The organism is Clostridium sp. Marseille-Q5894 (assembly GCF_946902305.1).
Taxonomy (GTDB): domain Bacteria; phylum Bacillota_I; class Bacilli_A; order Erysipelotrichales; family Coprobacillaceae; genus Thomasclavelia.
In genome coordinates this window covers 441,896-463,995 of sequence record NZ_CAMPPT010000001.1, presented here as the reverse complement: position 1 = coordinate 463,995, position 22,100 = coordinate 441,896, and the positions used below count along the sequence as shown (strand labels likewise).

The 22,100-nt window shown below is 29.6% G+C and carries 24 protein-coding genes, 1 tRNA gene and 1 pseudogene; 10 read left to right on the top strand and 16 right to left on the bottom strand.

The window, feature by feature from the left end; translation table 11 throughout:
- Positions 1-87 precede the first annotated feature (87 nt).
- The 7 genes from OC535_RS02225 to OC535_RS02195 form a co-directional block, all read right to left on the bottom strand.
- The gene (locus tag OC535_RS02225; protein WP_498823044.1) at positions 88-606 is read right to left on the bottom strand and encodes a hypothetical protein; all 519 of its coding nucleotides are present in this window, start codon (positions 604-606) and stop codon (positions 88-90) included.
- The gene (locus OC535_RS02220) at positions 599-901 is read right to left on the bottom strand and encodes an STAS-like domain-containing protein (RefSeq protein WP_498823043.1); all 303 of its coding nucleotides are present in this window, start codon (positions 899-901) and stop codon (positions 599-601) included. The genes OC535_RS02225 and OC535_RS02220 overlap by 8 nt, the downstream gene beginning before the upstream one ends.
- Positions 902-926: 25 nt before the next feature.
- Entirely contained in the window at positions 927-1,838 is a 912-nt protein-coding gene (locus OC535_RS02215; RefSeq protein WP_498823041.1) for a hypothetical protein, read from the bottom strand.
- Between the two features lie 282 nt (positions 1,839-2,120).
- On the bottom strand, positions 2,121-2,555 hold the full coding sequence (locus OC535_RS02210) for a hypothetical protein (RefSeq protein ID WP_024720940.1): 435 nt from the start codon (positions 2,553-2,555) through the stop codon (positions 2,121-2,123).
- Entirely contained in the window at positions 2,556-3,035 is a 480-nt protein-coding gene (locus OC535_RS02205) for an RNA polymerase sigma factor (RefSeq protein ID WP_024720941.1), read from the bottom strand.
- A 113-nt stretch (positions 3,036-3,148) separates the two neighbouring features.
- Positions 3,149-5,749, bottom strand: coding sequence for a cation-translocating P-type ATPase (locus tag OC535_RS02200; protein ID WP_498823040.1), 2,601 nt, complete (start codon positions 5,747-5,749; stop codon positions 3,149-3,151).
- Between the two features lie 194 nt (positions 5,750-5,943).
- Entirely contained in the window at positions 5,944-6,810 is an 867-nt protein-coding gene (locus OC535_RS02195) for a diacylglycerol/lipid kinase family protein (RefSeq protein WP_034595288.1), read from the bottom strand.
- Positions 6,811-6,946: 136 nt separating this feature from the next.
- Between OC535_RS02195 and OC535_RS02190 the strand changes: the two genes are divergently transcribed.
- The gene (locus OC535_RS02190) at positions 6,947-7,507 is read left to right on the top strand and encodes a hypothetical protein (RefSeq protein ID WP_227053324.1); all 561 of its coding nucleotides are present in this window, start codon (positions 6,947-6,949) and stop codon (positions 7,505-7,507) included.
- 29 nt (positions 7,508-7,536) lie between these two features.
- A tRNA-Arg gene (locus tag OC535_RS02185) sits at positions 7,537-7,611 on the top strand.
- 106 nt (positions 7,612-7,717) lie between these two features.
- On the opposite strand, the gene OC535_RS02180 is transcribed toward OC535_RS02185, so the two are convergent.
- From OC535_RS02180 to OC535_RS02170, 3 genes are all read right to left on the bottom strand, one after another.
- The gene (locus tag OC535_RS02180) at positions 7,718-7,882 is read right to left on the bottom strand and encodes a hypothetical protein (protein WP_227053323.1); all 165 of its coding nucleotides are present in this window, start codon (positions 7,880-7,882) and stop codon (positions 7,718-7,720) included.
- A 95-nt stretch (positions 7,883-7,977) separates the two neighbouring features.
- A complete protein-coding gene (locus OC535_RS02175; RefSeq protein WP_227053322.1) occupies positions 7,978-8,553 on the bottom strand; it encodes a DUF2335 domain-containing protein in 576 nt (191 codons plus the stop codon).
- Positions 8,513-8,788, bottom strand: coding sequence for a hypothetical protein (locus OC535_RS02170; protein ID WP_227053321.1), 276 nt, complete (start codon positions 8,786-8,788; stop codon positions 8,513-8,515). The genes OC535_RS02175 and OC535_RS02170 overlap by 41 nt, the downstream gene beginning before the upstream one ends.
- A 181-nt stretch (positions 8,789-8,969) precedes the next feature.
- On the opposite strand from OC535_RS02170, the gene OC535_RS02165 reads away from it, so the two are divergent.
- The 7 genes from OC535_RS02165 (at position 8,970) to OC535_RS02135 (ending at position 14,659) form a co-directional block, all read left to right on the top strand.
- Positions 8,970-9,131, top strand: coding sequence for a hypothetical protein (locus tag OC535_RS02165; RefSeq protein ID WP_227053320.1), 162 nt, complete (start codon positions 8,970-8,972; stop codon positions 9,129-9,131).
- 255 nt (positions 9,132-9,386) lie between these two features.
- Positions 9,387-9,566 carry a hypothetical protein gene (locus tag OC535_RS02160; protein WP_227053319.1) on the top strand — a complete coding sequence of 60 codons (180 nt, stop codon included), beginning with the start codon at positions 9,387-9,389 and terminating at the stop codon, positions 9,564-9,566.
- Between the two features lie 1,014 nt (positions 9,567-10,580).
- A complete protein-coding gene (locus OC535_RS02155) occupies positions 10,581-11,540 on the top strand; it encodes an ABC transporter permease (protein WP_498823039.1) in 960 nt (319 codons plus the stop codon).
- Positions 11,537-12,514: an iron chelate uptake ABC transporter family permease subunit gene (locus tag OC535_RS02150; RefSeq protein WP_498823038.1), complete on the top strand. Its 978-nt coding sequence runs from the start codon at positions 11,537-11,539 to the stop codon at positions 12,512-12,514. The genes OC535_RS02155 and OC535_RS02150 overlap by 4 nt, the downstream gene beginning before the upstream one ends.
- A 2-nt stretch (positions 12,515-12,516) precedes the next feature.
- Positions 12,517-13,269: an iron ABC transporter ATP-binding protein gene (locus OC535_RS02145; protein WP_498823037.1), complete on the top strand. Its 753-nt coding sequence runs from the start codon at positions 12,517-12,519 to the stop codon at positions 13,267-13,269.
- A gap of 15 nt (positions 13,270-13,284) precedes the next feature.
- On the top strand, positions 13,285-14,328 hold the full coding sequence (locus tag OC535_RS02140) for a siderophore ABC transporter substrate-binding protein (RefSeq protein ID WP_227053316.1): 1,044 nt from the start codon (positions 13,285-13,287) through the stop codon (positions 14,326-14,328).
- A 7-nt stretch (positions 14,329-14,335) separates the two neighbouring features.
- On the top strand, positions 14,336-14,659 hold the full coding sequence (locus tag OC535_RS02135; RefSeq protein ID WP_227053315.1) for a hypothetical protein: 324 nt from the start codon (positions 14,336-14,338) through the stop codon (positions 14,657-14,659).
- Between the two features lie 68 nt (positions 14,660-14,727).
- Here OC535_RS02135 and OC535_RS02130 read toward each other — a convergent pair whose 3' ends face one another.
- The 6 genes and pseudogenes from OC535_RS02130 to thiC all read right to left on the bottom strand — a co-directional run bounded on the left by OC535_RS02130 (position 14,728) and on the right by thiC (position 20,320).
- Complete coding sequence (locus OC535_RS02130) at positions 14,728-15,021, bottom strand: PTS sugar transporter subunit IIB (RefSeq protein WP_024720951.1); 294 nt, start codon at positions 15,019-15,021, stop codon at positions 14,728-14,730.
- A gap of 520 nt (positions 15,022-15,541) precedes the next feature.
- Positions 15,542-16,366 carry an undecaprenyl-diphosphate phosphatase gene (locus OC535_RS02125; protein WP_024720952.1) on the bottom strand — a complete coding sequence of 275 codons (825 nt, stop codon included), beginning with the start codon at positions 16,364-16,366 and terminating at the stop codon, positions 15,542-15,544.
- Between the two features lie 401 nt (positions 16,367-16,767).
- The gene (thiD, locus tag OC535_RS02120; protein WP_498823083.1) at positions 16,768-17,553 is read right to left on the bottom strand and encodes a bifunctional hydroxymethylpyrimidine kinase/phosphomethylpyrimidine kinase; all 786 of its coding nucleotides are present in this window, start codon (positions 17,551-17,553) and stop codon (positions 16,768-16,770) included.
- A gap of 45 nt (positions 17,554-17,598) precedes the next feature.
- Positions 17,599-18,195: pseudogene (gene thiE / locus OC535_RS02115) on the bottom strand (thiamine phosphate synthase); the annotation flags it as partial.
- Positions 18,182-19,003 (bottom strand): hydroxyethylthiazole kinase, encoded by an 822-nt coding sequence (gene thiM, locus OC535_RS02110; protein WP_227053314.1) that lies wholly within the window; start codon positions 19,001-19,003, stop codon positions 18,182-18,184. The gene thiM and the pseudogene thiE, both read right to left, overlap by 14 nt.
- A gap of 9 nt (positions 19,004-19,012) precedes the next feature.
- Complete coding sequence (gene thiC, locus OC535_RS02105) at positions 19,013-20,320, bottom strand: phosphomethylpyrimidine synthase ThiC (protein WP_227053313.1); 1,308 nt, start codon at positions 20,318-20,320, stop codon at positions 19,013-19,015.
- 311 nt (positions 20,321-20,631) lie between these two features.
- On the opposite strand from thiC, the gene OC535_RS02100 reads away from it, so the two are divergent.
- Entirely contained in the window at positions 20,632-21,894 is a 1,263-nt protein-coding gene (locus tag OC535_RS02100) for an ISNCY family transposase (protein WP_498823036.1), read from the top strand.
- Positions 21,895-22,100: the final 206 nt, after the last annotated feature.

Genomic DNA, 22,100 nt, shown 5'->3' with positions numbered 1-22,100 from the left:
ATTTATAATAAAATAATAATATTGGCTTTATTATTGATCATACAAAAAAGTTATACCTCAAAATAATGAGTATAACTTAATTTTTATCTATATAACTTTAATAATTTTTTGATTTAAATTTGCAAAGTCACTATCAAACGTATATAAATCAATTTCATTTTTTTTACAATATTCATAATATATACAATCATTTACATCTAATTTTTCCAAAAATGCAATTACTTGTTTTACATCAATTGAATACTCATCTATAGTTGATGACATTCTTTTTATATCTTCATATGTGCTTTCACAAACTAATAATGCTTGCTGAAGATAACTTTGACAATTAGGATTATTTCTAAACTCCTTTATATTTTTTGCTACTCCAGATATGTTATTTTTTCTCAAATTTCTATTACATTGTTTCATTTTAGTTTTCAAAATCACTTGCATTAATTCAACAATCTGATAATTCAAAGAAACTATTTCTACTCCTTTTGTCATCAAATCACTTAACAACTCAGTTGCTTTACGATTTTGAGAAATTTCATGAGGATTTTGAGGATTTGATAATACACATAATTCCATCCATATACATGTATCTAAAAAAGCTTTTTTACTCATCTAAATCACTTCTCTTCAAAAGAGCTCCATCTTTAACTATTTTTATTTTTTTTAGAATATCATTATTTGCATTTTCAATCTCAATTTGTTCCATAACATCTTTTCCATTTTCTATAATCAAATCACCGATAATTGGATTTAAAAAGGCTGTTATAACATAATTAACCCCCTCAAAATTAAGAAGTATTTTTTCTTTATTAGACAAACATTGCTTTATTAAAGTATAACATTTTTTTCCTTCATCATAAGACACAGCAGTATCCCCTTGTGCAAATTTATAAATTTCTATTTCCATTTTCTATCACCCTCATTTTAATATATTATATATCATTTAGACTTATTCTCCTAGTAAAAAGTGTCTTGTTTTTTTCATCATATATAAAGCAATTATCCAAATCATATAATTTAATCTTAAAACAAACAGCTGTGCCAGGAAAAAATCCCAATAACTTATTTTGAAAATTTTTATGTCCATTTTTCATATGGAGAATTTCATTTCCAGATAATATTATTAAATCTCCTTCTGCTTTTTCTACATAGTCCAAAAGTGTTGGTAATCCATATCCACCACTTCCTTCCCTTGTTGTGTTTCCTGCCCCTATAGCCCATTCAATACAACAATCGCGAGAAATTTTATTTTTACGAAAATATGACTCTACATTTTTTGCAATGGTATTCCCATAATCAACAACATTAACTATTAAATAGAAATTGTCATTTTCAAATATAATATCCTTAAAATAATAATACTCGTTTATATTATTATGAATACAAGCATTGGAAAACACTTCACCAATTGTTGTTTTTAAAAATGATTGTACATTATCTTTATCAAGTATCACATTAGTGTCCATTATAAATTTTATCAAATCATTTACAACAGCATTGATTTCATCTTCTCCATATAAAATATAATGTTTAATATCTTCCGTAGCAATCTCTTGTTTAAATTCTTGTTCTTTATATTTTTCCCCACTCATATTATTCACAATACCAGTTAGTTTATAATAGAAATTTTCAGACATAAAAATTTTTATTTTCATAGTTTTCTTCATATATGAGCAAACATTATAAATATAGGCTAGTGCTAATTTTTCAATATGAGTTGATTTATCACACCTGAAAAGGAGATTATGATATTTATAATTTACTGGTTTCAAAACATCAAATAATTTAGCTATATTTGATAAAAAATTAATATCAAAATTAATACATCCAGATAATATTATCATTATATCCCCATTGTTATAAATTATTTTTATCATGTATACAAAATCCTTTCTCATTCTACTGTAATTATACTATAAAAATAATCGTTTTTCCCATTAATTATAAAGAACGTTATATTTGTCAAAAATCACTTTAGGCTCATATTGAAGCATTTTCTAGGATTTAATTTTTAGCATTTATATATTTTAAAATAATATTCGTTATTACAGTGTTTGATCTTTTTACAATAAAAATCTCACATATTCTATTAACAATGATTAATGTGAGATTATTAAATTATTACTCTATTTATCTTGAATCGTGATTTCTGTAGTTGTTTCACCATCTGAATTCTTTATGTCAGCATCAGTTTCAAGACCATCTTTTTCTAATTCACTTTTATTTATATCTATCTCCTGACTTGATTGATCAGTTTCATGTTTATATTTGATCCAAATGTCTCCATTTTCATCAACATACTGTTCTCCCGTTATTTCTCTTTCCTGATTATTTTCATCAGTAAAAATTACTTTAATTGTATTTTTGACGGTATTACTAATTTTGCCATCAGTTGCCGCATCAACTGTACCAATTCCACCTAATATCAAAACGCATACAGCAATACTAAATACGGCTTTTTTTAGTTTCATTTTTTTCATAGTTCTATTCCTTTCATAAAGATTATAAGCAATGCGATCATTAACCATAGCCTTAATTTTATCAGTATCAATTTGTTTCATTTACTCTTTCCTCCTTAACTTCTTTCTGATTCGATATAATTTTACTTTCATATGATTGATTTTTTGCTTTTTCATTTTAGCAATTTCCCTGATTTTATATCCTTCAATATAATAAAGATGAAATATTTCTTTTTCTTGATCTGTCAATTGCTGTATTTTTTCTTCGATGATCAACATTTGATCAAATTCATATTCTTTATATCCTTGTTTATTTAATATTTGATCATCATATTCAAGCTCCTGCTTATTTTGTTTTAATCTATTATAAGTACAGTTTCTAGCAATCGTTGACAAATATGATTTCATATTCGTTTGAATTTTATTTTGATTCTTCCAGAAAAGATAAAATGTATCAGCAATAATTTCTTCTATATCATGATAAGATAAGCTATCTCCAGCCATATTATAAATAACGGTAAATACATAATGACTGTATTCTTCAATAATCAAATCAATGTTTAATTCAACATTATTCTTCAAATTGATACCTCCTCTTTGAATCGATTCACTATATAGACAACAAATATATTATAAAGGTTACAAAAAAAAGAAAAGTTGTTTTCAACTTTTCTTAATCAACTTTTGTTGATTATTTAGCTATTTTTAATTTTTTTAATTATTTGAATAATTGGTAAATTAGCTAGTGCTAAACCGTAAACAATCATTAATTGTTCAATGTTTAATGTTTGAACTTTAAATACTGTTTGTAAAAATGGCATTGTAACAACTAAAGTAATCAGAATAAAACCAATCAAAAAAGCTCCTTGTAAAAATATATTATTGAAAAAACCTTTTTTAAAGATAACTGGTTTCTTTGACTTACAATTATAACCATGTACTAATCTTGATAAACAAAGCGTTGCAAAAGCCATGGTACTAGCTAATACGGTATTACCATCTTGATATCCAATCGTAAATGCCAGCATTGTCATTAAAGCAATCACAAAGCCCTCAATTCCCACATCAATTAAAAACTGTTTAGTTAAAATTGATTCATTCATCGGTCTTGGTTTTTCTTTCATAACTTCTTTACTGTGAGGTTCCAGTCCTAAAGCAATCGCTGGTAAACTATCAGTAAGTAAATTAATAAATAATAAATGTACTGGCGCAAACGGTACTGGTAAAGCCATGATCGAAGCATATAAAACAGCTAGGATCCCTCCAAAATTTCCTGACAATAAAAATTGAATTGCATCTTTAATATGACTATAAACATTTCGTCCATTTTCAATAGCTTTGACGATTGTTGCAAAATTATCATCGGTCAAAACCATCGCCGCAGCATCCTTAGATACTTCACTACCTGTGATTCCCATCGCAACACCAATATTTGCTTGTTTTAAAGCCGGAGCATCATTGACACCATCACCAGTCATCGCTACAATATTTCCTCTTTCCTGCCAGGCTTTAACAATTCGAATCTTATGTTCTGGTGAAACTCGCGCATAAACACGTTTATCTGCAACAAACTGTTTTAACTGTTCATCAGTTAAATAATCGATCATACTTCCCTCAACTGCTTGCGAATCATCAGTTAAAATTCCGATTCTTCTAGCAATAGCCATCGCTGTGATTTTATGATCACCAGTAATCATAATTGGAATAATTCCCGCTTGAATACATTCTTCAACTGCTTTAGCACTTTCTACTCGTGGCGGATCCATCATAGAAATTAGACCTAGGAAGATCAAATCATTTTCATCTTCAAGCATCAAAACTTTCTCTTGATCAAATTTACGATAAGTGATTGCTAAAACGCGCAATCCATTTTTAGAAAATTCCATATTCATGGCACTAATTTTCTTGATATCATCTTCAGTGATTTCTAAAATTTGACCATTTTTACGAATATATTTAACTCTTTTGATTAAAACATCAACTGCTCCTTTAGTAATCATTGTGTAACCATCTTTTAAAAGATGCAGAGTTGACATCATTTTACGATCACTATCAAAAGGTAATTCACTTAAGCGTGGATAAGCATCTCTAACTCGTTTAGCTGGTACATTTAAACTATCACTAAGATTGATCAGTGCTGTTTCCGTAGGATCACCTATTTCTTGACCATCAGTATTTGTAGAATCGTTACACAAAATACTTAAACGCATTAGATCTTTATGCAATGGATTAGAAGGATCAATATCTTTAGCTAAAATCCTTTTTTCTTCAATATAATAATCTTCGACTGTCATTTTATTTTGAGTTAAGGTTCCTGTTTTATCTGAACAAATAACAGAAACACTACCTAAGCCTTCTACGGCTTGCAGCTTACGAATAATCGCCCCTTCTTTAGCCATTTTTTGCGTTCCGAAAGACAGTACGATCGTTACGATCGAACTCAAAGCTTCAGGAATGGCGGCTACCGCTAATGCTATTGCAAACATAAAAGCGTTACCAATATTACCACCTTGTAAGATGTTTAAAACAAATAATAACGCACAAAATGCCATAATGATAATTGATAATTTTTTACCAAAATTATCTAAATTCATCTGTAAAGGTGTTTTTTTATCAGAAGTACTTTTTAATAATTGTGCAATTTTCCCTACCTCTGTTTCCATCGCTATTTTCGTAACTAAAAAACTACCACGACCATAAGTCACAAAACTTCCAGAATACACCATATTAACACGATCGCCTAAAGGTACTTCGCCTTCAATAACAGCTGTCGCTTTTTCTACTGCCAAACTTTCTCCAGTTAAAGCACTTTCATCAACCTTCATACTTTTATTTTCAATAATTCTTCCATCAGCCGGTATATAATCACCAGCTTCTAAGTAAACTTCATCCCCTATAGTTACCTCTTTACTAGGAATTTCGATAATTTTATTATTGCGTAACACTTTAGCATTAGGTGCTGATAATTCTTTAAGACTATCTAATGATTGATTTGCTTTCACAGTTTGGACTGTCCCCAAGACTGCATTGATTGTAATTACGATCAAAATTACTAAAGCACTTTCAAAATCTCCTAAAAAGCCAGACACTAAGGCTGCTATGACAAGTATAATGACTAAAAAATCTTGAAACTGCTCGATAAAAATCATCGGTATGCTTTTTGGTTTAGTTTCAATTAGTTCATTTAAACCATATTTTTCTTGATTTCTTTTGACTTGTTCATCATTGAGCGGTTTTAATGAGCCATTGATTTCTTTTCTAATTTCAGATATTGATTTGTTGTAATATGCTTTCATCTATTTCCCTCCTATTCGTATACAATAAAAGCGAGTCCCTTTATTGCATACTAAAAATGCAATAAAAGTCTCGCTATTTCATTACGTTCCGGATGACTAGATCATCGTATTGACGAAAGCGTAAACACTATGTGTTAGCTACTCCCTTTTATGTTCCTATATGATAACTAGATTGACAAAAAAAGTCAATCCTTTTATTTATATAATACAACTTTTAACGAATTCTTAACAATTTCTAAATGATAACAGCCTTTAGAATACCTTTCTCCATCGATATTAACATCCTGATTTGTTTTAATATCTAATACTTTTAACTTATTATGATAATATAACTTTCCTTTTTCCAACTGACCTGTAAATAATAAAAACAAATAGTATGGAATTGATCTTTTCTTTAAACTAGAAACTAAGTTAATATCGATCAAACCATCTTGAATATTAGCATTTTTACCTATTTTAAATCCACCGCCAAAATACTTACCATTGCAAAATGCCCCAACAATTAAACTTCCTTCATAAATCTTTTTTTCATTTTGATAAAGAGTCGTGGGATATAAACGATATTTTGACATTCTTCTAACTAAAACATTTGCATACTGCAAAGCTTTTGGTAAATATTTGATTCGGCGATAATTATGAACATTATTAGCTATATCACTATCAAAAGCACAGCAAAACACATTAATACAATAGATATCGTTAGCTTTGATCAAATCAATTGGCTGGGCCTTTAAATGTAATGACATTTCTAAAAGCTCATAGGGATCATTGGTATTAGCAATCGTCCGCATAAAATCATTTCCTGTTCCAGCAGGAATAATAACTAGTTCATTATCACTGCCAATCAATCCCTGAACAATTTCATGAACTATGCCATCTCCGCCAACTGCATAAATACGATGATTATACTTTTGATAGCTTTTTGCAATTTCTGTCGCATGGCGCGAATATTTTGTATATTTTATTTCATAGTCATATCCTTTCATCAAAGAATTGATCATCGCTTCTATTTTAGGACTTTGTGTATTTGGTTTTATTATAAAAATATGCTTTTGTTCCATAGAAATATCACCTTCTTCATTTTAACAAATTTCCCCTTATATAAGCTATATTTTATTAGTTATTTATCAGAATTTATTTAATTAAAAAAGCATAAATGTGAATTAAATCGTAATAATTTATTTAAGAGGTGATTAGATGATCTATATTATTAATATCATCCTTGGAGGAATATTTGTATATTGTGATATTTATCATATCGATAGTAATCTGATCAAATGGTTGATCAGTTTTAATTGTTTTATTTATCTAGTTATAAAAAAAGTTAGTCCACCTGCTATTTTAGCTAGTGCTTTAGCATTTATCGCTGATTATTTTTTGTTATTTACAAATCATTATTTAATTGGTATTAGTTTATTTATTATGGTTCAATTGACGTATATGTATCTGATAAAATATGCTAATTATTTTCCTTTTGTTTTTTTAGGTCTTATTTTAATAAACCCTTTAGTTAGTTTGGCACTTATATATTTAGGTTTTAGTTTATTGAATCTATATCATAGTTTTAAAATTTATAAAAAGCTTTTTATTGCTGTTTTTCTTTTATTATGTTGTGATATTATTATTGCGCTTGTATATCTAAAACTTATCGATTCTGTTTTTGCTATTATGATCTGGATCTTTTATCTGCCTAGTCAGTTATTTTATATTTATAGTCAAACTTTTTTTCAAAAATCTTTTTTTGATATTTATTTTTAGATTTAATAGTGTTATACTTATCGAGTACTGTCCTCATAGTGAAATGGATATCACGTAACCCTCCGGAGGTTAAGTTGTAGGTTCGATTCCTACTGAGGATGCCATACAAGCCAAAACCCGCTATCTAGAGCGGTTTTTTTATTAAAAAAATTGTCGTGCATAACTTTTTTTGTAAAACTATTTTATAATTTTAATTTACACTATCAATTTTCATAAAAGAAAACACCCATTAATTTGGGTGCTTTCTTTTATGATTCGGCTTAAGTTATCTTTTATCTGCTGTAGTTCTTCTACAGCTTTTTTAATGTCTTTTTCTTTCTTTAAATTTTCTACTGTCTTGTTTAGGTCATTAGAAATTTCTTTTAATCCCTTCATTTTTCTTCCCTCTTAAATTATTTTACTACAATATGGAGGTATATTTTGCCAAATTCATATAGACCTATAAGGATTATAAAAAGATATAAAAAAACCTAGCTTGATTGATCTAGGTCTTTATTATTTCTGTCTTCCATTTCTTTTTCTTTGCGTTCTCGCGCATCACTTTTCTGGCCATAAATAAATAATCCTGCAAGAGTTGCAATCGATCCAATAACAACAGAGAGACCTATTGCATCCTTATTCAATGCTATCAATATAAAACCACCAATGGTACAAACTAGCGCAATTATAAAGCCAAACCACTGTCCTCTTTTACTATTTTCAACATCTGATAATATAACAGATTTTTCGAGAGTTTGTCTATGCTCTAATTGTTTTTCGGCCATAGACAAAATTCTATCTGCCGCCCCTGGTAGAACACTTTCATATTGCTGAAAATCACTAGGATGTGGTATAGGACCTGAGTACGAAATGCTCATCATTTGTTCTACTAGAAGTTCTCTTTTTTCTTCTGGTAATTTATTAATCGTTTGAAGAACATTTTCCAGTTCATTATCTTTTCCTATAATCTCGTTATTTGGCTTACTTGTTTTCCTAGTTGGTTTTTTTGAAGAAGTTGACATTCGACTATCCCTTTGCTCTTGCAGATGTTTGTGTCTTGTATTCATCTAACGCCTCCCTCATGTCATCCCCTATAATTTTCCAATCTGACTCAAGGGCTTTTAAATCCGCTCTAGCCACAGATTTTGCAGAATTATGATAAAATCTAATAGTTTTTAAATTCGTTACATCCACAAATTTTGCAGAATTATAATAAACTCTGCCAGTGGCCCCAATATTTAAAACGCTACCTGCGCCTTTTAAAAAAGAAGGTCGAGCAAATAAAAAATTTCTTTTATTCATTTTTCAATCCTCCTTAATCCTATTATACCATACTGAGGTATTAAAAAATAATCTACCCCACACCTATTATATCATGAAATAGATTTTTTACAAATAATAAAAAAACTAGGGCATTAAGTGATATGATAACCTCCTAGTAGACAGTGTAAATAATTAAGCACTGATACGGGAGGTTTTTATATTGGGAAGAGTAGCTGAATATCCAAACAAAGTAAAATTAGAAATTGTAAAGTACTGTCTTGAACATGATTTAGATTATAAGACAACAGCTAAGGTATTTGAAACAACTTGCATAAAAACTAAAAAGTATGCACACAAAAATATATTTCTTAATCTTACCTAAAAAACATCCTAGTTACTGGGTGATCTTTATAATGTCTTGACCTTTTATTATATCTTGATTATGCCTAAAAGATGTGGGATGAATCCATCTAAGTAAACTTTTTTATTCAAAAAATTTCTCCTAATTTCAATTATATTTTCTTTAACTCTTCCACACTTATTCAACAATAAAATAATAGTATACTCCGCTCAATTTATGTAGATCTATGAGGATTATAAATATAAAAATTGTCAAAGATTTTATAAAGGTGATATTTTGAAAAATAGAAAACAAATAGAAGCGGTAAATAATTTAAAAAAATGTGATAGAATATTAAAAATACTACGTAACAGTAACATACCTAACAAAGACGAACAAATAGCCTTTTATGAACGTAAGAAGGTTAAACAGGAACAAATTTTGCGTAATTTAAAAAGATACAAAAAAAATAGGTGATTATAGCCTAGCTATATATTCGTTCTTGAAAAGCAACGTACAAACAGTTAGTCTTATTTCTAACAAAATACTCTTCAATATTTTTTTCATTGTCTTATATCATTTCTTCAATCGTCAATACCCCTACAAAAGTAATAATATTTCAATAATAACCTGTTATATTTTTATCTAACACTATCAATACAAAACCCAAATAATAAAGATTAACGCAATTATAAAACCAAATTATTGTTAAAAATTACTAGAATGCAATATAAGTGCCCATGATCTGATATGTTAAAAATGTTCTCTTTTCTTCTGATAATTCATTTATTGTTTAATAGCCATATTCTATTTCATTATCCTTTTCTATGACCTTATTACCTAAATCATTCACCTTTCTAACTTGCTTTTTTGTTTTGTTTATATTCTGTACTTCTAATATCTCTTGTACATCATTTCCTATAATTTTCCAATCTAAAGCTATAGCTATCAGCTTTAGTTATTGATTTTAACTGAATTACAAACATTGCTAGTAACCCTATTTATAATACTACTTACTTCTTTTAAAAAAGAAAATCGAAAAAATAAAAATCACTTTATTCATTTTTCACCCCTCCTTAATTTCTCATCTCATGCATTAAAAAATTCCTAATCTTACAATCGTATATCATGAAATGTATTTTTTCAAAATTATCAACAACTATAATTCTTTCTATTATATATATTTTATTAAAGACTTGCATATAATATACCAAAATTCATGCATAATTTGTTGCTTTTCAATGAATAGTAACAAATTTTTTATTTAATTAGATAAATAATGTTGACTTCTATAAATTTGTTATGCTACTATATTAGAGCAACGTGTAGTGCTTGGCATGTAAAACCAGTTTGCTGCAAACGTTGTTTTTTTGTTATTATAATGTTAGATTAATCTAACATTATAATGCTGACGCACTGCTGCTTCAACCAATAAGAGAGGAGGAATTTATCATTAAAAAATATTATTCAACAATATGCCTTTTTATCATATTGATCCTATTATCAGGAATATCATTATTTGTTGGTGTAATAGATTTAAATATTGGATCTGTTTTATCTGGTAATTTAGAACAATTAGAAATCTTCTTAATTTCACGGTTACCACGTTTACTTGCAATTTTATGTACTGGTATAGGAATGAGTGTTGCTGGATTGATCATGCAGCAATTATGTATGAATAAATTTGTTTCTCCAACTACAGGAGCAACAATTTCTTCAGCCCAATTCGGGATTTTATTAGCACTACTTTTTATGCCCGCTTCAACATTATGGTCAAGAGCATTTTTTGCATTTATATTCGCAATATTAGGAACATGTATTTTTGTCGGATTCATTCAAAGAATTCAATTTAAAGATGTCGTAATGGTACCTCTAGTAGGAATTATGTTTAGTAATGTTATTAATGGTATCACAAACTATTTTGCATATAAATACGAAATGACTCAAGCATTATCAACATGGTTAGTTGGACATTTTTCACTTGTTTTACGAGGGCGTTATGAAATTGTTTACTTAGTAGTTCCTTTGGTTATTATTGCTTTTATATATGCAAATCATTTTAATATCGTTGGTATGGGAAAAGATTTTTCAAAAAATCTAGGTGTCAATTACCACGTGATATTATTTTTAGGATTGATCATAGCAGCAACAATTACTGCAAGTATCGTAGTTATTGTTGGATCAATTTCATATATTGGCTTGATCGTTCCTAATTTGGTTGCAATGTTTAAAGGTGATAAAATTCGAGGCACAATGATTGATACAGCATTATTTGGTGCAATTTTTGTTTTAGTCTGTGATATGATAGGAAGAGTTATTATTTTCCCTTATGAACTTCCTATTGAACTAATTATTAGAATACTAGGAAGTATTCTCTTTATCTTCTTATTATTTTATCGTTTACAGCATGGTCGTAAAGCTATTCGCTTAAAAAAAGGAGGAACAAAATGAGATTTTCTTTAAACAAAATTCAGAAAAAAAAGTTTATTTGTTTAGGAATTCTAACTGTTCTTGCAATTATAGGATATTTGTTTATTGGCGTTAAGTTTTCAAATCCAAAACTTTTCATGTATTCTATGAAAATTCGTATTACTAAAGTCATTGTTATGATTATTGTCTCATTTTCAATTGGTGGTGCATCCATTGTTTTCCAATCAATTATCAATAATCGTATCGTTACCCCCTGTTTACTAGGAATGAATGCTTTATATTCTTTAATACATACAGCAATTATTTTTGTTGCTGGTTCAACAAGTCTTTTAGCAACCAATGCTAATTATTCATTTGCTGCTGATCTAATAATTATGGCACTTGTAGCAACCATAATTTATAGCTATTTATTTAAAAAGACAAAATATAATATTCTATATGTTTTATTGATTGGAACTGTATTAACTTCATTCTTTTCAAGTATTCAAACAACTTTGACACGAATAATGGATCCTAATGAATATGATAATTTACTGGCATCTTTAGTAGCAAGTTTTAACAATATCAATACTGAAATTATAATTTTTTCAATCATTCTATTAATCATTTTAATTTATTTTTTATGGAAGGATTTAAAATTACTAGATGTATTGACACTGGGAAAAGATCAAGCTATTAACTTAGGTGTCGATTACGACCGTAGTATCAAAAGATTGCTATTAGGTGTAACTCTATGTATTGCTATTGCAACAGCAATGGTTGGACCAATTTCATTTTTGGGATTAATTCTTGCCAATTTATCACGGCAATTATTTAAAACTTATCAGCATAGTCAATTAATTTTAGGGGCAACATTTTTCGGAATGTTCGTTCTTATTGGCGGACAAATAATCGTTGAACGGGTATATAGTTATGCTATCCCTGTAAGCGTCTTTATCTCAGTTGCCGGTGGTATTTATTTTCTTTATTTACTATTAACGAACAGGAGTGTATAAATTTGAAAATAAAAAAATTAACAAAAAAATACGATGGAAAAAAAGTAGTCGATGAAATAAGCTTTGATATTCCTAAAAAATGTGTTACATCTATGATTGGACCTAACGGTGCAGGAAAATCAACGATTTTAAATATGATTTCGCGTTTAATAGCAAGAGATAGTGGTGAAATTGAATTTCAAGGTAAAGATATTAAAGACTGGAAAAGTAAAGAGCTTTCTAAACGTTTAGCTATTTTAACACAGACAAATAATGTACAAATGAAATTAACAGTGCGAGAACTTGTATCATTTGGACGCTTCCCTTATTCAGGCAGTCATCTTACAAAGGAAGATGAAGAAATGATCGATCAAGCTATTAGTTATATGGAATTAGAAGAATTTGAAGATCAATTTATTGATGAATTATCAGGGGGACAACGTCAAAGAGCTTATATTGCAATGGTTATTGCTCAAGATACAGAATACATTTTATTTGACGAACCAACAAACAATCTTGATATTTACCATGCAACAAATATGATGAAAATTGTTCGAAGACTCTGTGATGATCTAGGAAAAACAATTATTCTTGTTCTTCATGAAATTAATTATGCAGCCTTTTATTCTGATTATATTTGTGCATTAAAAGATGCTAAGGTTGCAAAATTTGGAACAGTTAAAGAAGTAATTACTAAAGAAACACTGTCAAAAATATATAATGTAGATTTTGAAATTATGGAAATTGATGGAAAACCATTAACGATTTATTATTAAAATTTGGAGGAAAATATGAAAAAGTTATTATCATTAATTCTAGTATTAGTATTAGCAGTTGGAATAACTGGCTGCTCATCAAATAATGAAAAAGAAGAAGAAAAAGAAACTGTAACAATTACTGCATTAGACGGTAATAAAAAAGAATGTGAAGTTGAAGTCCCATACGATCCTGAAAGAATTGCTGTTTTAGATATGGCTGTTTTAGATATTTTAGATAATTTAGATCTAGGTGATCGTGTCGTTGGTTCATCTACAACATCTTTAGATTATTTACAAGATTATGTAAATAATGATGATATTGTAAATTTAGGAACAATCAAAGAAGCAGATATGGAAGCAGTTATGGAATGTGAACCAGATATTATTTTTATTGGTGGGCGTTTAAGTGCTTCTTATGATGATTTAAGTGAAATAGCTCCAGTTGTATTTTTAGCAACTGATACAGAAGCTGGACTAGTTAAAAGTGTAAGTAATAATGCCAAAATAATTGCTTCTATTTTTGGATTAGAAGATGAAGTAGATGAAAAAATCGATGTTTTCAATTCACGAATCGAAAAACTTGCTGAGTTTGCTGAAGGAAAAACAGCTTTACTTGGTATGACAACAAGTGGAAGTTTTAATTTATTAGGTAATGATGGTCGTTGTTCATTAATTCCTAATGAAATTGGATTTGAAAACATTGGTGCTGAAGCGGCAACTGCTGCCTCTAGTGAAAATAGTACTCGTGGCGGACGTGGCAATAGTAATAGTGATGGATCATCTGATAATTCAACATCTGGAACTACTCCAACTCATGGTAATGAAACATCATTTGAATTAGTTTTACAATTAAATCCTGATTATATCTTTGTTATGGATAGAGATGCTGCAATTGGTACTGATGGTGCTCAATTAGCAAAAGATATCATGGAAAATGAATTGGTTGCAAAAACAAATGCATATCAAAATAATCAAATCATCTACTTAGAACATCCAGCTGTTTGGTATACTGCTGAAGGTGGTATCACAGCATTAGATATGATGCTTAAAGATTTAGAATCTGCTTTAAATATCTAGTAAAAGTATGAAAGAAACACATTGTCCGATATGTCCTAGACAATGTGATTTATCAAAACCACATTGCCCTAGAGGAAAAACATATGCCAAAACTGGGGTTATCCCTCAAATGCCTAAACAACATGACAAACGACTGCATTTTAAACAGCGTGAACATCAGCTTATTATGAAATATTTACATCATGCTATAAAAGCAGCTGATAGCGGTCATATTACACAAAATATGACTGATGATATGTTTAATGTTTTTTCCAAAGAAGAGACAACAGAATTTTTAAAAATGTTAGAGAAATTATCAGATTACTGGATCGAACTTGCTCATAAAGAATAACCTCATCATAATGATGAGGTTATTTTATATCATACTATCAAATCAGCTATAGTTCTTATTTTTTATCATTATAACGAAAGAACATCATCTAAAACCTTTTTAGCATTAAAAGTTCTAAAATCTTCTTCACTAATAAGACTTACTGGCGTTCCTGGTACTGCTAGATCTTTAAATTTCTTTAATGAACCTGCTAGTTGTGGCGTTACTAAAATCAAATCAGCTTGTTCAATAGAATATTCAACTGCTGTTTGAGCCGCAGCCCAGACAATAATTTCCAAATCTCTTTTAGCTGCTTCATCCTTTAATGCTGATGCAAACATATTAGAAGTAACCCCTGCCATGCAGCATAATAAAATCTTCATAATCGCTATCTCTCCTTTCTGCCTACATTTCTTTTCAAACTATTAAGTATTGCAAGCTATTATTTTTGCTTTTTCCAAAAAAATTTCTTAATCAAAATAACTTATAAGCCGCAGCTTTGCTTGATTTTTATAAAGATATTATTAGCACAAGATATTTTTATCTTAAAAGTTAAACATCACGAATCTTATAACTATTAAAATAGAAATTTTTTCAGATCAACATTTTCCTTTACTCTTTTATCATTGTAACATAAATAAAGATATTTTATAATATGATCCCTTTATTATTTCTTAAATAATCGATTTCTTTAATATTTTGCTTTTATTGAAACATTATTATTTTTCTTACCTTCAGTAATTATTTTTCAATTTTATCAAGGTAATCTTTTTTACTTTCAGTATCATTATCTAAATACAAAATATCATAACCACACAATATCAACACCTCATCCTAAGTTATGCATAAAACGATTTTTTTAGCTAAAAAAATACACATATAAAATTTATATGTGTACTTTACTTAGAAAATCATAAAATAAATCAAAACAATAATTCCTAAAATAATTCGATACCAGCCAAACACTTTAAAATCATGTTTTTTAATATAACTCATTAAAAACTTGATCGTTATCATACTGACAACAAAAGCTACTAACATACCAATAATCAATAAAACTAATTCACTGGCAGTAAAAGCGAATCCAAATTTAACTAATTTTAATAAACTTGCTCCAAACATGACTGGTACTGCTAAAAAGAAAGTAAATTCAGCAGCTACTGTACGACTAACTCCAATCAACAAAGCTCCAACAATAGTTGCTCCAGAACGAGAAGTACCAGGAAAAATTGCTGCAATTAATTGAAATATTCCTATAATCAATGCTGTATTATAAGTTATTTCACTTAATGAATTGATTTTTGCTTTTTTTCCTTTATTATAATTTTCTATAATAATAAATAAAATCCCAAAAACAATTAAAGCAATAGCAACAGTTGGAGGATTATAAAATAATTCATTTAATTGATCATCAAATAATACCCCTACTACTGCCGCAGGAATACAAGCTGCAATTATTTTGAACCACATTGAAAATGTATCTTTTTTTATTTTCCAATTATTTTTATAATCAAACGGAAGTAACTTTTGCCAGTACAAAAACACAACAGCAAGTATTGCTCCTAATTGGATTACAACTAAAAACATCTCTAAAAAATCAGCACTAACATCTAATTTTATAAACTCATCCACCAAAATCATATGTCCAGTGCTACTAATTGGCAGCCATTCTGTAATCCCTTCTACCACACCTAAAATTATAACTTTGATTAATTCAATAATATTCATATTTGCCTCCATAAATTATTCTTAGGTATTATAACATTAACTATGATAAAAATCATTATTAAATTAATATATAATAAATTTTCTATACTTGGATATCGTTATCTTGATTAGACAAACCAATATTATCTTTTAACAAACAAAATAATACTAAATATCTGTATAATTGCAAATTATGATTCAAATTTTATCCCCTTAACTAACAAGGTAGGCTATTTTTCACAACCTACCTTGTCAATGACTTATTATTAAATCATCTCCGAATTTCAAGAAATTTAAAAACACCATCATACTTCATTATCTTATGTATACTTTCCATCAGCTATAAGAATTTTTACATCATTATACTCATTAATGTGCATTTTTTACCGCATCAATAACAAATATATATGCATTAGCAACAATCATTTATCTAATACCCAGCCATGATCCATTGGTCCCGAACCACTTCCTAGATCGAGCATCGCTGCTAATGCTTTTGATATATATTTTTTTGCTTTTTCTATAGATTTTTCTAAACTATCCCCTTTTGCTAAGTTTGCTGCTATTGCGCTTGATAAAGTACAACCGGTGCCATGAGTATTGAAATTATCGATCCGTTTTTCTTTAAACCATTGATAATGTCCTTTTTGATACAACAAATCATTAGCATCATTAATAGCATGACCACCTTTGATCAAAACTGCACAGCCGTATTTTTCACCAATTAAAGCAGCAGCTTCCACCATTTCCGGTTCGTTTTTAATTTTCATATCTGCTAAAATTTCTGCTTCAGGAATATTCGGTGTTAAAACAGTAGCCATAGGTAACAAATATTCTTTTAAAGTATCAATTGCTTCATCATCGATCAATTTAGCACCGCTGGTCGCTATCATAACGGGATCAATAACAATATTTCGAGCATTATACTCTTTTAACTTCTTTGCAATCGAAATAATCAAAGCTTGATTTGACACCATGCCAATTTTTACAGCTTCGGGATAAATATCTGTAAAAATGCTATCTAACTGTTGCTCTAAAAATTCATCTGATATCTCATAAATACCCGTAACACCAGTCGTATTTTGTGCTGTTAAAGCTGTTAAAGCGGACATAGCATAAACCCGATTTATCAGCATTGTTTTCACATCAGCCTGAATACCAGCACCACCACTGCTATCACTTCCCGCAATCGTTAAACAAGCCGGTATTGTTTGATGAACTAATCGACTGATCTTTTCTTTTAGTTTTTTTGCTGCTTCTTTTATATCATCTTGGGCAAAAATTGCACCAATCACAGCCACTCCATCTATCCCACTACCTGTTAATTGAATAATATTATCAGCATTAATACCGCCAATAGCTACAACAGGTATATCTATATTTGTACAAATTTCTTTTAAAGTTGTAAACGAAACCGCTGAAGCATCCTTTTTAGTATTAGTTGAAAAAACTGCACCTACACCTAAATAATCTGCACCATTTTCATAAGCTATTCTTGCTTCTTTTAAATCATGAACCGAAACACCAATGATCTTATCCTTACCTAAAATTTCTCTTGCTTTTTTCAATTCACAATCATCTTGTCCTATATGTACACCATCAGCATCAATTTCCTTAGCCAATTCAACATTATCGTTAATAATAAATGGTACATGATATTTTTGGCATAACGCTTTGATCTGCAATGCCTCATCTTTAAAAGTTTCATCGTCTAAATCTTTTTCTCTAAGCTGTAAAAATGTTGCTCCGCCTTTTAAAGCATCTTCTACCTGACTGGCAAGGGATCTATCTTTCAACCAGCTGCGATCAGTTACAGCATATAATAATAAATCCTGCTTATCTAATTTCATATTTTGCTCCTTTTGCTAAAACATCACCCGTCATGTGATAAACAGCATCAATGATTCGATTTCGATAAGTTGCATTCCCTTCATGATCTTGCATCTTTGTCTGGGCAATTTCACCAGCCAATCCCATTGCACATACAGCTGCTGCGGTTGCTTCTAAAATATGATCTTGATTAGCACAAATAAAAGCTGTTGTTAAAGCTGACAGCTGACAACCCGTCCCCGTTATAGCACTCATTTCTTTTGTTCCGTTTCTAATAACATAACAAGTTGTGCCATCACTAACTAAATCTATTGCTCCTGTCACCGCAACGACCGCTTGAACCTGCTGAGCATATTTTTTAACAAATGCAATACAATTATCTAAATTTTCTTCATTGACAGCATCCTCAACATTTGCATCAACGCCATGAACGCTTCCTTGACGATAAGCTAAAACTTTGATTTCAGAAATGTTTCCTCTAATAACACTAAAAGAAACATTATCGATCAATTCAAAAGCTGTCTTTGTTCTAAGCTGACTTGCTCCTACGCCAACTGGATCCAATAAAACCGGATGTAACAATTCATTTGCTTTCTGTCCCGCTTTTTTCATAGATAAGATCGTTCTAGAATTTAATGTTCCAATATTAATATTCAATCCTGTACAAATACTAGTAATTTCTGCTACTTCATTTTCATCATCTGCCATGATAGGACTTGCCCCACAAGCTAAGACCATATTTGCTACATCATTCACTGTTACATAATTCGTAATATTATGAATAAGTGGTTTTTTTATTCTGACATTATCTAACATTTCTTTAAACATAATTTTCTCCTATTCATCAAATATAGAAATATTTTCTCCATCTAATATTCTATTCATATTTTTTACTGCACAAAAATTCCCACACATACTGCAAGTATCTTCTTTTTCTGGTTTTGAAGATTGACGGTAGGCTATAGCTTTATCAGGATCGATTGCCAATGTAAACATTTTTTCCCAATCTAGTTTTTTTCTTGCTTCACTCATTTGATGATCAATATCCATCGCATGGGGAATTCCTTTAGCAATATCAGCTGCATGAGCCGCTATTTTACTAGCAATTATTCCTTCTTTAACATCATTTATATCAGGTAATCTTAAATGTTCTGCTGGTGTCACATAGCATAAAAATGAAGCACCATTGGCTGCTGCTACTGCCCCACCGATTGCACTGGTAATATGATCATAACCAGGTGCTATATCTGTTACGATTGGTCCCAAGACATAAAATGGAGCGCCATGACACAATGTTTTTTGAATTTCCATATTCGCTTGAATTTGATTAAGCGGCATATGTCCTGGCCCTTCAATCATGACTTGGACATTTTTCTGCCAAGCCCGTTTTGTCAACTCACCCAAAACAATTAATTCTTCAATTTGACTAGCATCACTGGCATCTTCGATACAGCCTGGTCGACAGGCATCACCCAAACTCAAAGTCACATCATATTGTTCACAAATATCTAAAATTTCATCAAAATATTCATAGAAAGGATTTTCTTTTCCTGTCATTTCCATCCAGGCAAAAATAATCGAACCGCCACGAGAAACAATATTCATTAAACGTTTATTTTCTTTAAAACGTTTAGCAGTATTTCGATTGATTCCACAATGAATCGTCATAAAATCTACACCATCTTGAGCATGCATTCTTACAATATCGATCCATTCTTTACTTGTAATCTGCATAAGTGGTTTATGATAATAAACTACAGCATCATAAATAGGTACTGTTCCTAGCATTGCTGGACATTTTTCGACTAAAAATTTTCTAAACTTTTGCGTATCCCCAAAAGAACTCAAATCCATAATGGCTTCTGCCCCCATCTTTACTGCCATATCTACTTTTTCATATTCCATCTCTAAATCAACTAAATCTCTTGAAGTTCCTAAATTCACATTGATTTTTGTTTTTAACATAGCTCCGATTCCATTAGGGCAAAGAGCATGATGAACTTTGTTGCATGGGATAATAACTTCTCCTAAAGCCATCTTTTCTCTTAATAACTCAATATCAAGGTTTTCTTTGGCAGCAACAATTTTCATTTCTGGTGTTATCATTCCTTTTCTCGCTGCATCCATCTGTGTTGTATAATTCAATTTCCGTCCTCCTTTAATAAAAAAACAGAGGCACCTGAAAGAACCTTCTGCAAACAATCAAAATTACTGTTTCCCTACGTTGGCATTATCCAAATCAGGTTATGGGTCTAAGTCTAAAGCTTACTCTCAGCAAATGCTCCCCGTTTATTTATTTAATTTTATTATAAGTCTTCTATTTATAAATGTCAAAAATATGCTATTTCTTTGTTAAAATTCAACGATTATGTCACCGCAAAATTCAGCGAAAATGTCACCAGTATTCTCTTTGTTAAAATTATCCTCTATCATGTTATATGAAGGAGGTTTTTTTATTGGACAAAAAAGAAATTGTTGATCTGTTGTCTAAAAAAATAAATGGTGATTTAAATATGTCTTATGATCAATTATCTATTCTTACTGGCTATTCTAGGCGTCAACTTATTCGTATTTCTAAATCATTAAAAGAAAAAGGTATAGATTCCACTTTGATTCACGGCAATAAAGGTTTGGCCGCCAATAACCGTGCTTCAAATACTGAAGTTGACTATATCGTCAATTTCAAAAAACTATACCCTAATATCACTATATCACAATTTAGAGATATTTATCTTGAAGATGTTATTTTCAATCCATCTAAAGAGCTTGATGTTCTAAAATATCAGCTTAAACCTAGAAGTATTTCATTCTTTCAGCGCCTTTATAAACAATTCAAGTGGTCATCTCCGGTAAAACATAGAAGTCATAAAAGAGCTTCTCCTCTACATTTATTAAGAAAAAGAAGTCCTCGAGCTGGTATGCTTATTCAAGTTGATGGAACTCCTTTTGACTGGTTTGGTAATGGTCAGCTCTACACATTACATATGGCTGTAGATGATGCAACCAATGATATACTTGCAGGATGGTTTACCAAAAACGAATGTATGTTTGGATATTGTAAAATAATGGAACTGATTATTAGAAAAAAAGGAATTCCCATAGCGATTTATTCAGACAAACATACTATTTTTAAAAGTTCTGAAGGTAATACGACATCTTTTGGATTAATGATGGAAAAGCTCGGTATTGAAATGATTTTCGCTAATACATCACAAGCAAAAGGATTAATAGAAAGATACAATGGAACCGCACAACGAAGATTACCGAATGATATTATTAGATTTAAAATAAAAGATTATGATCAGCTAAACTTATGGTTCAATGACTTCTATATAAAATATCTAAATGAAAAATTTGCGCATTTACCCATTGATCCAATCTATGAATTTGTAGAATTAACCGAAAATTATGATTTAAATTTAGTATTTACAATTTCAAATAAAAGAAAAATCGTTGAAGGTAATATGTTTTCTTATGAAGGTTATTATTATGTTCCATATGATAATAATGGAGAAGTCATAAAAATCAGATCATCAACGGAAATTACTGTTTTATATTTTGTGTTGGAAAACAAAGTAAGAATGAAATATATAGGTAGAATTTATGATTGTGCAATAGTTGGTACTAATCATAAAAACAGAAAAGTTGTGATTAACAATCACAAAGACTTAAATAATCTCATCCAAGAATTAGACAATAAAACAAAGGGTTCTCACTAGTTGAACCCTTCTTCATTTTTGGTGACATTTTCGCTGAACGTTAACAAAATATGCTATTTCTGTGTCTTTAAAACAAATTATGAAATTTTTTTATTATAGTTTTAATTATAGCTATTCATGATTCTTTAGTTCCATTATATCTATCTCTTAATATTTCTATGGTTATCTGATTAATAAAATTATAAATCTTAGACTTTATTAAACAA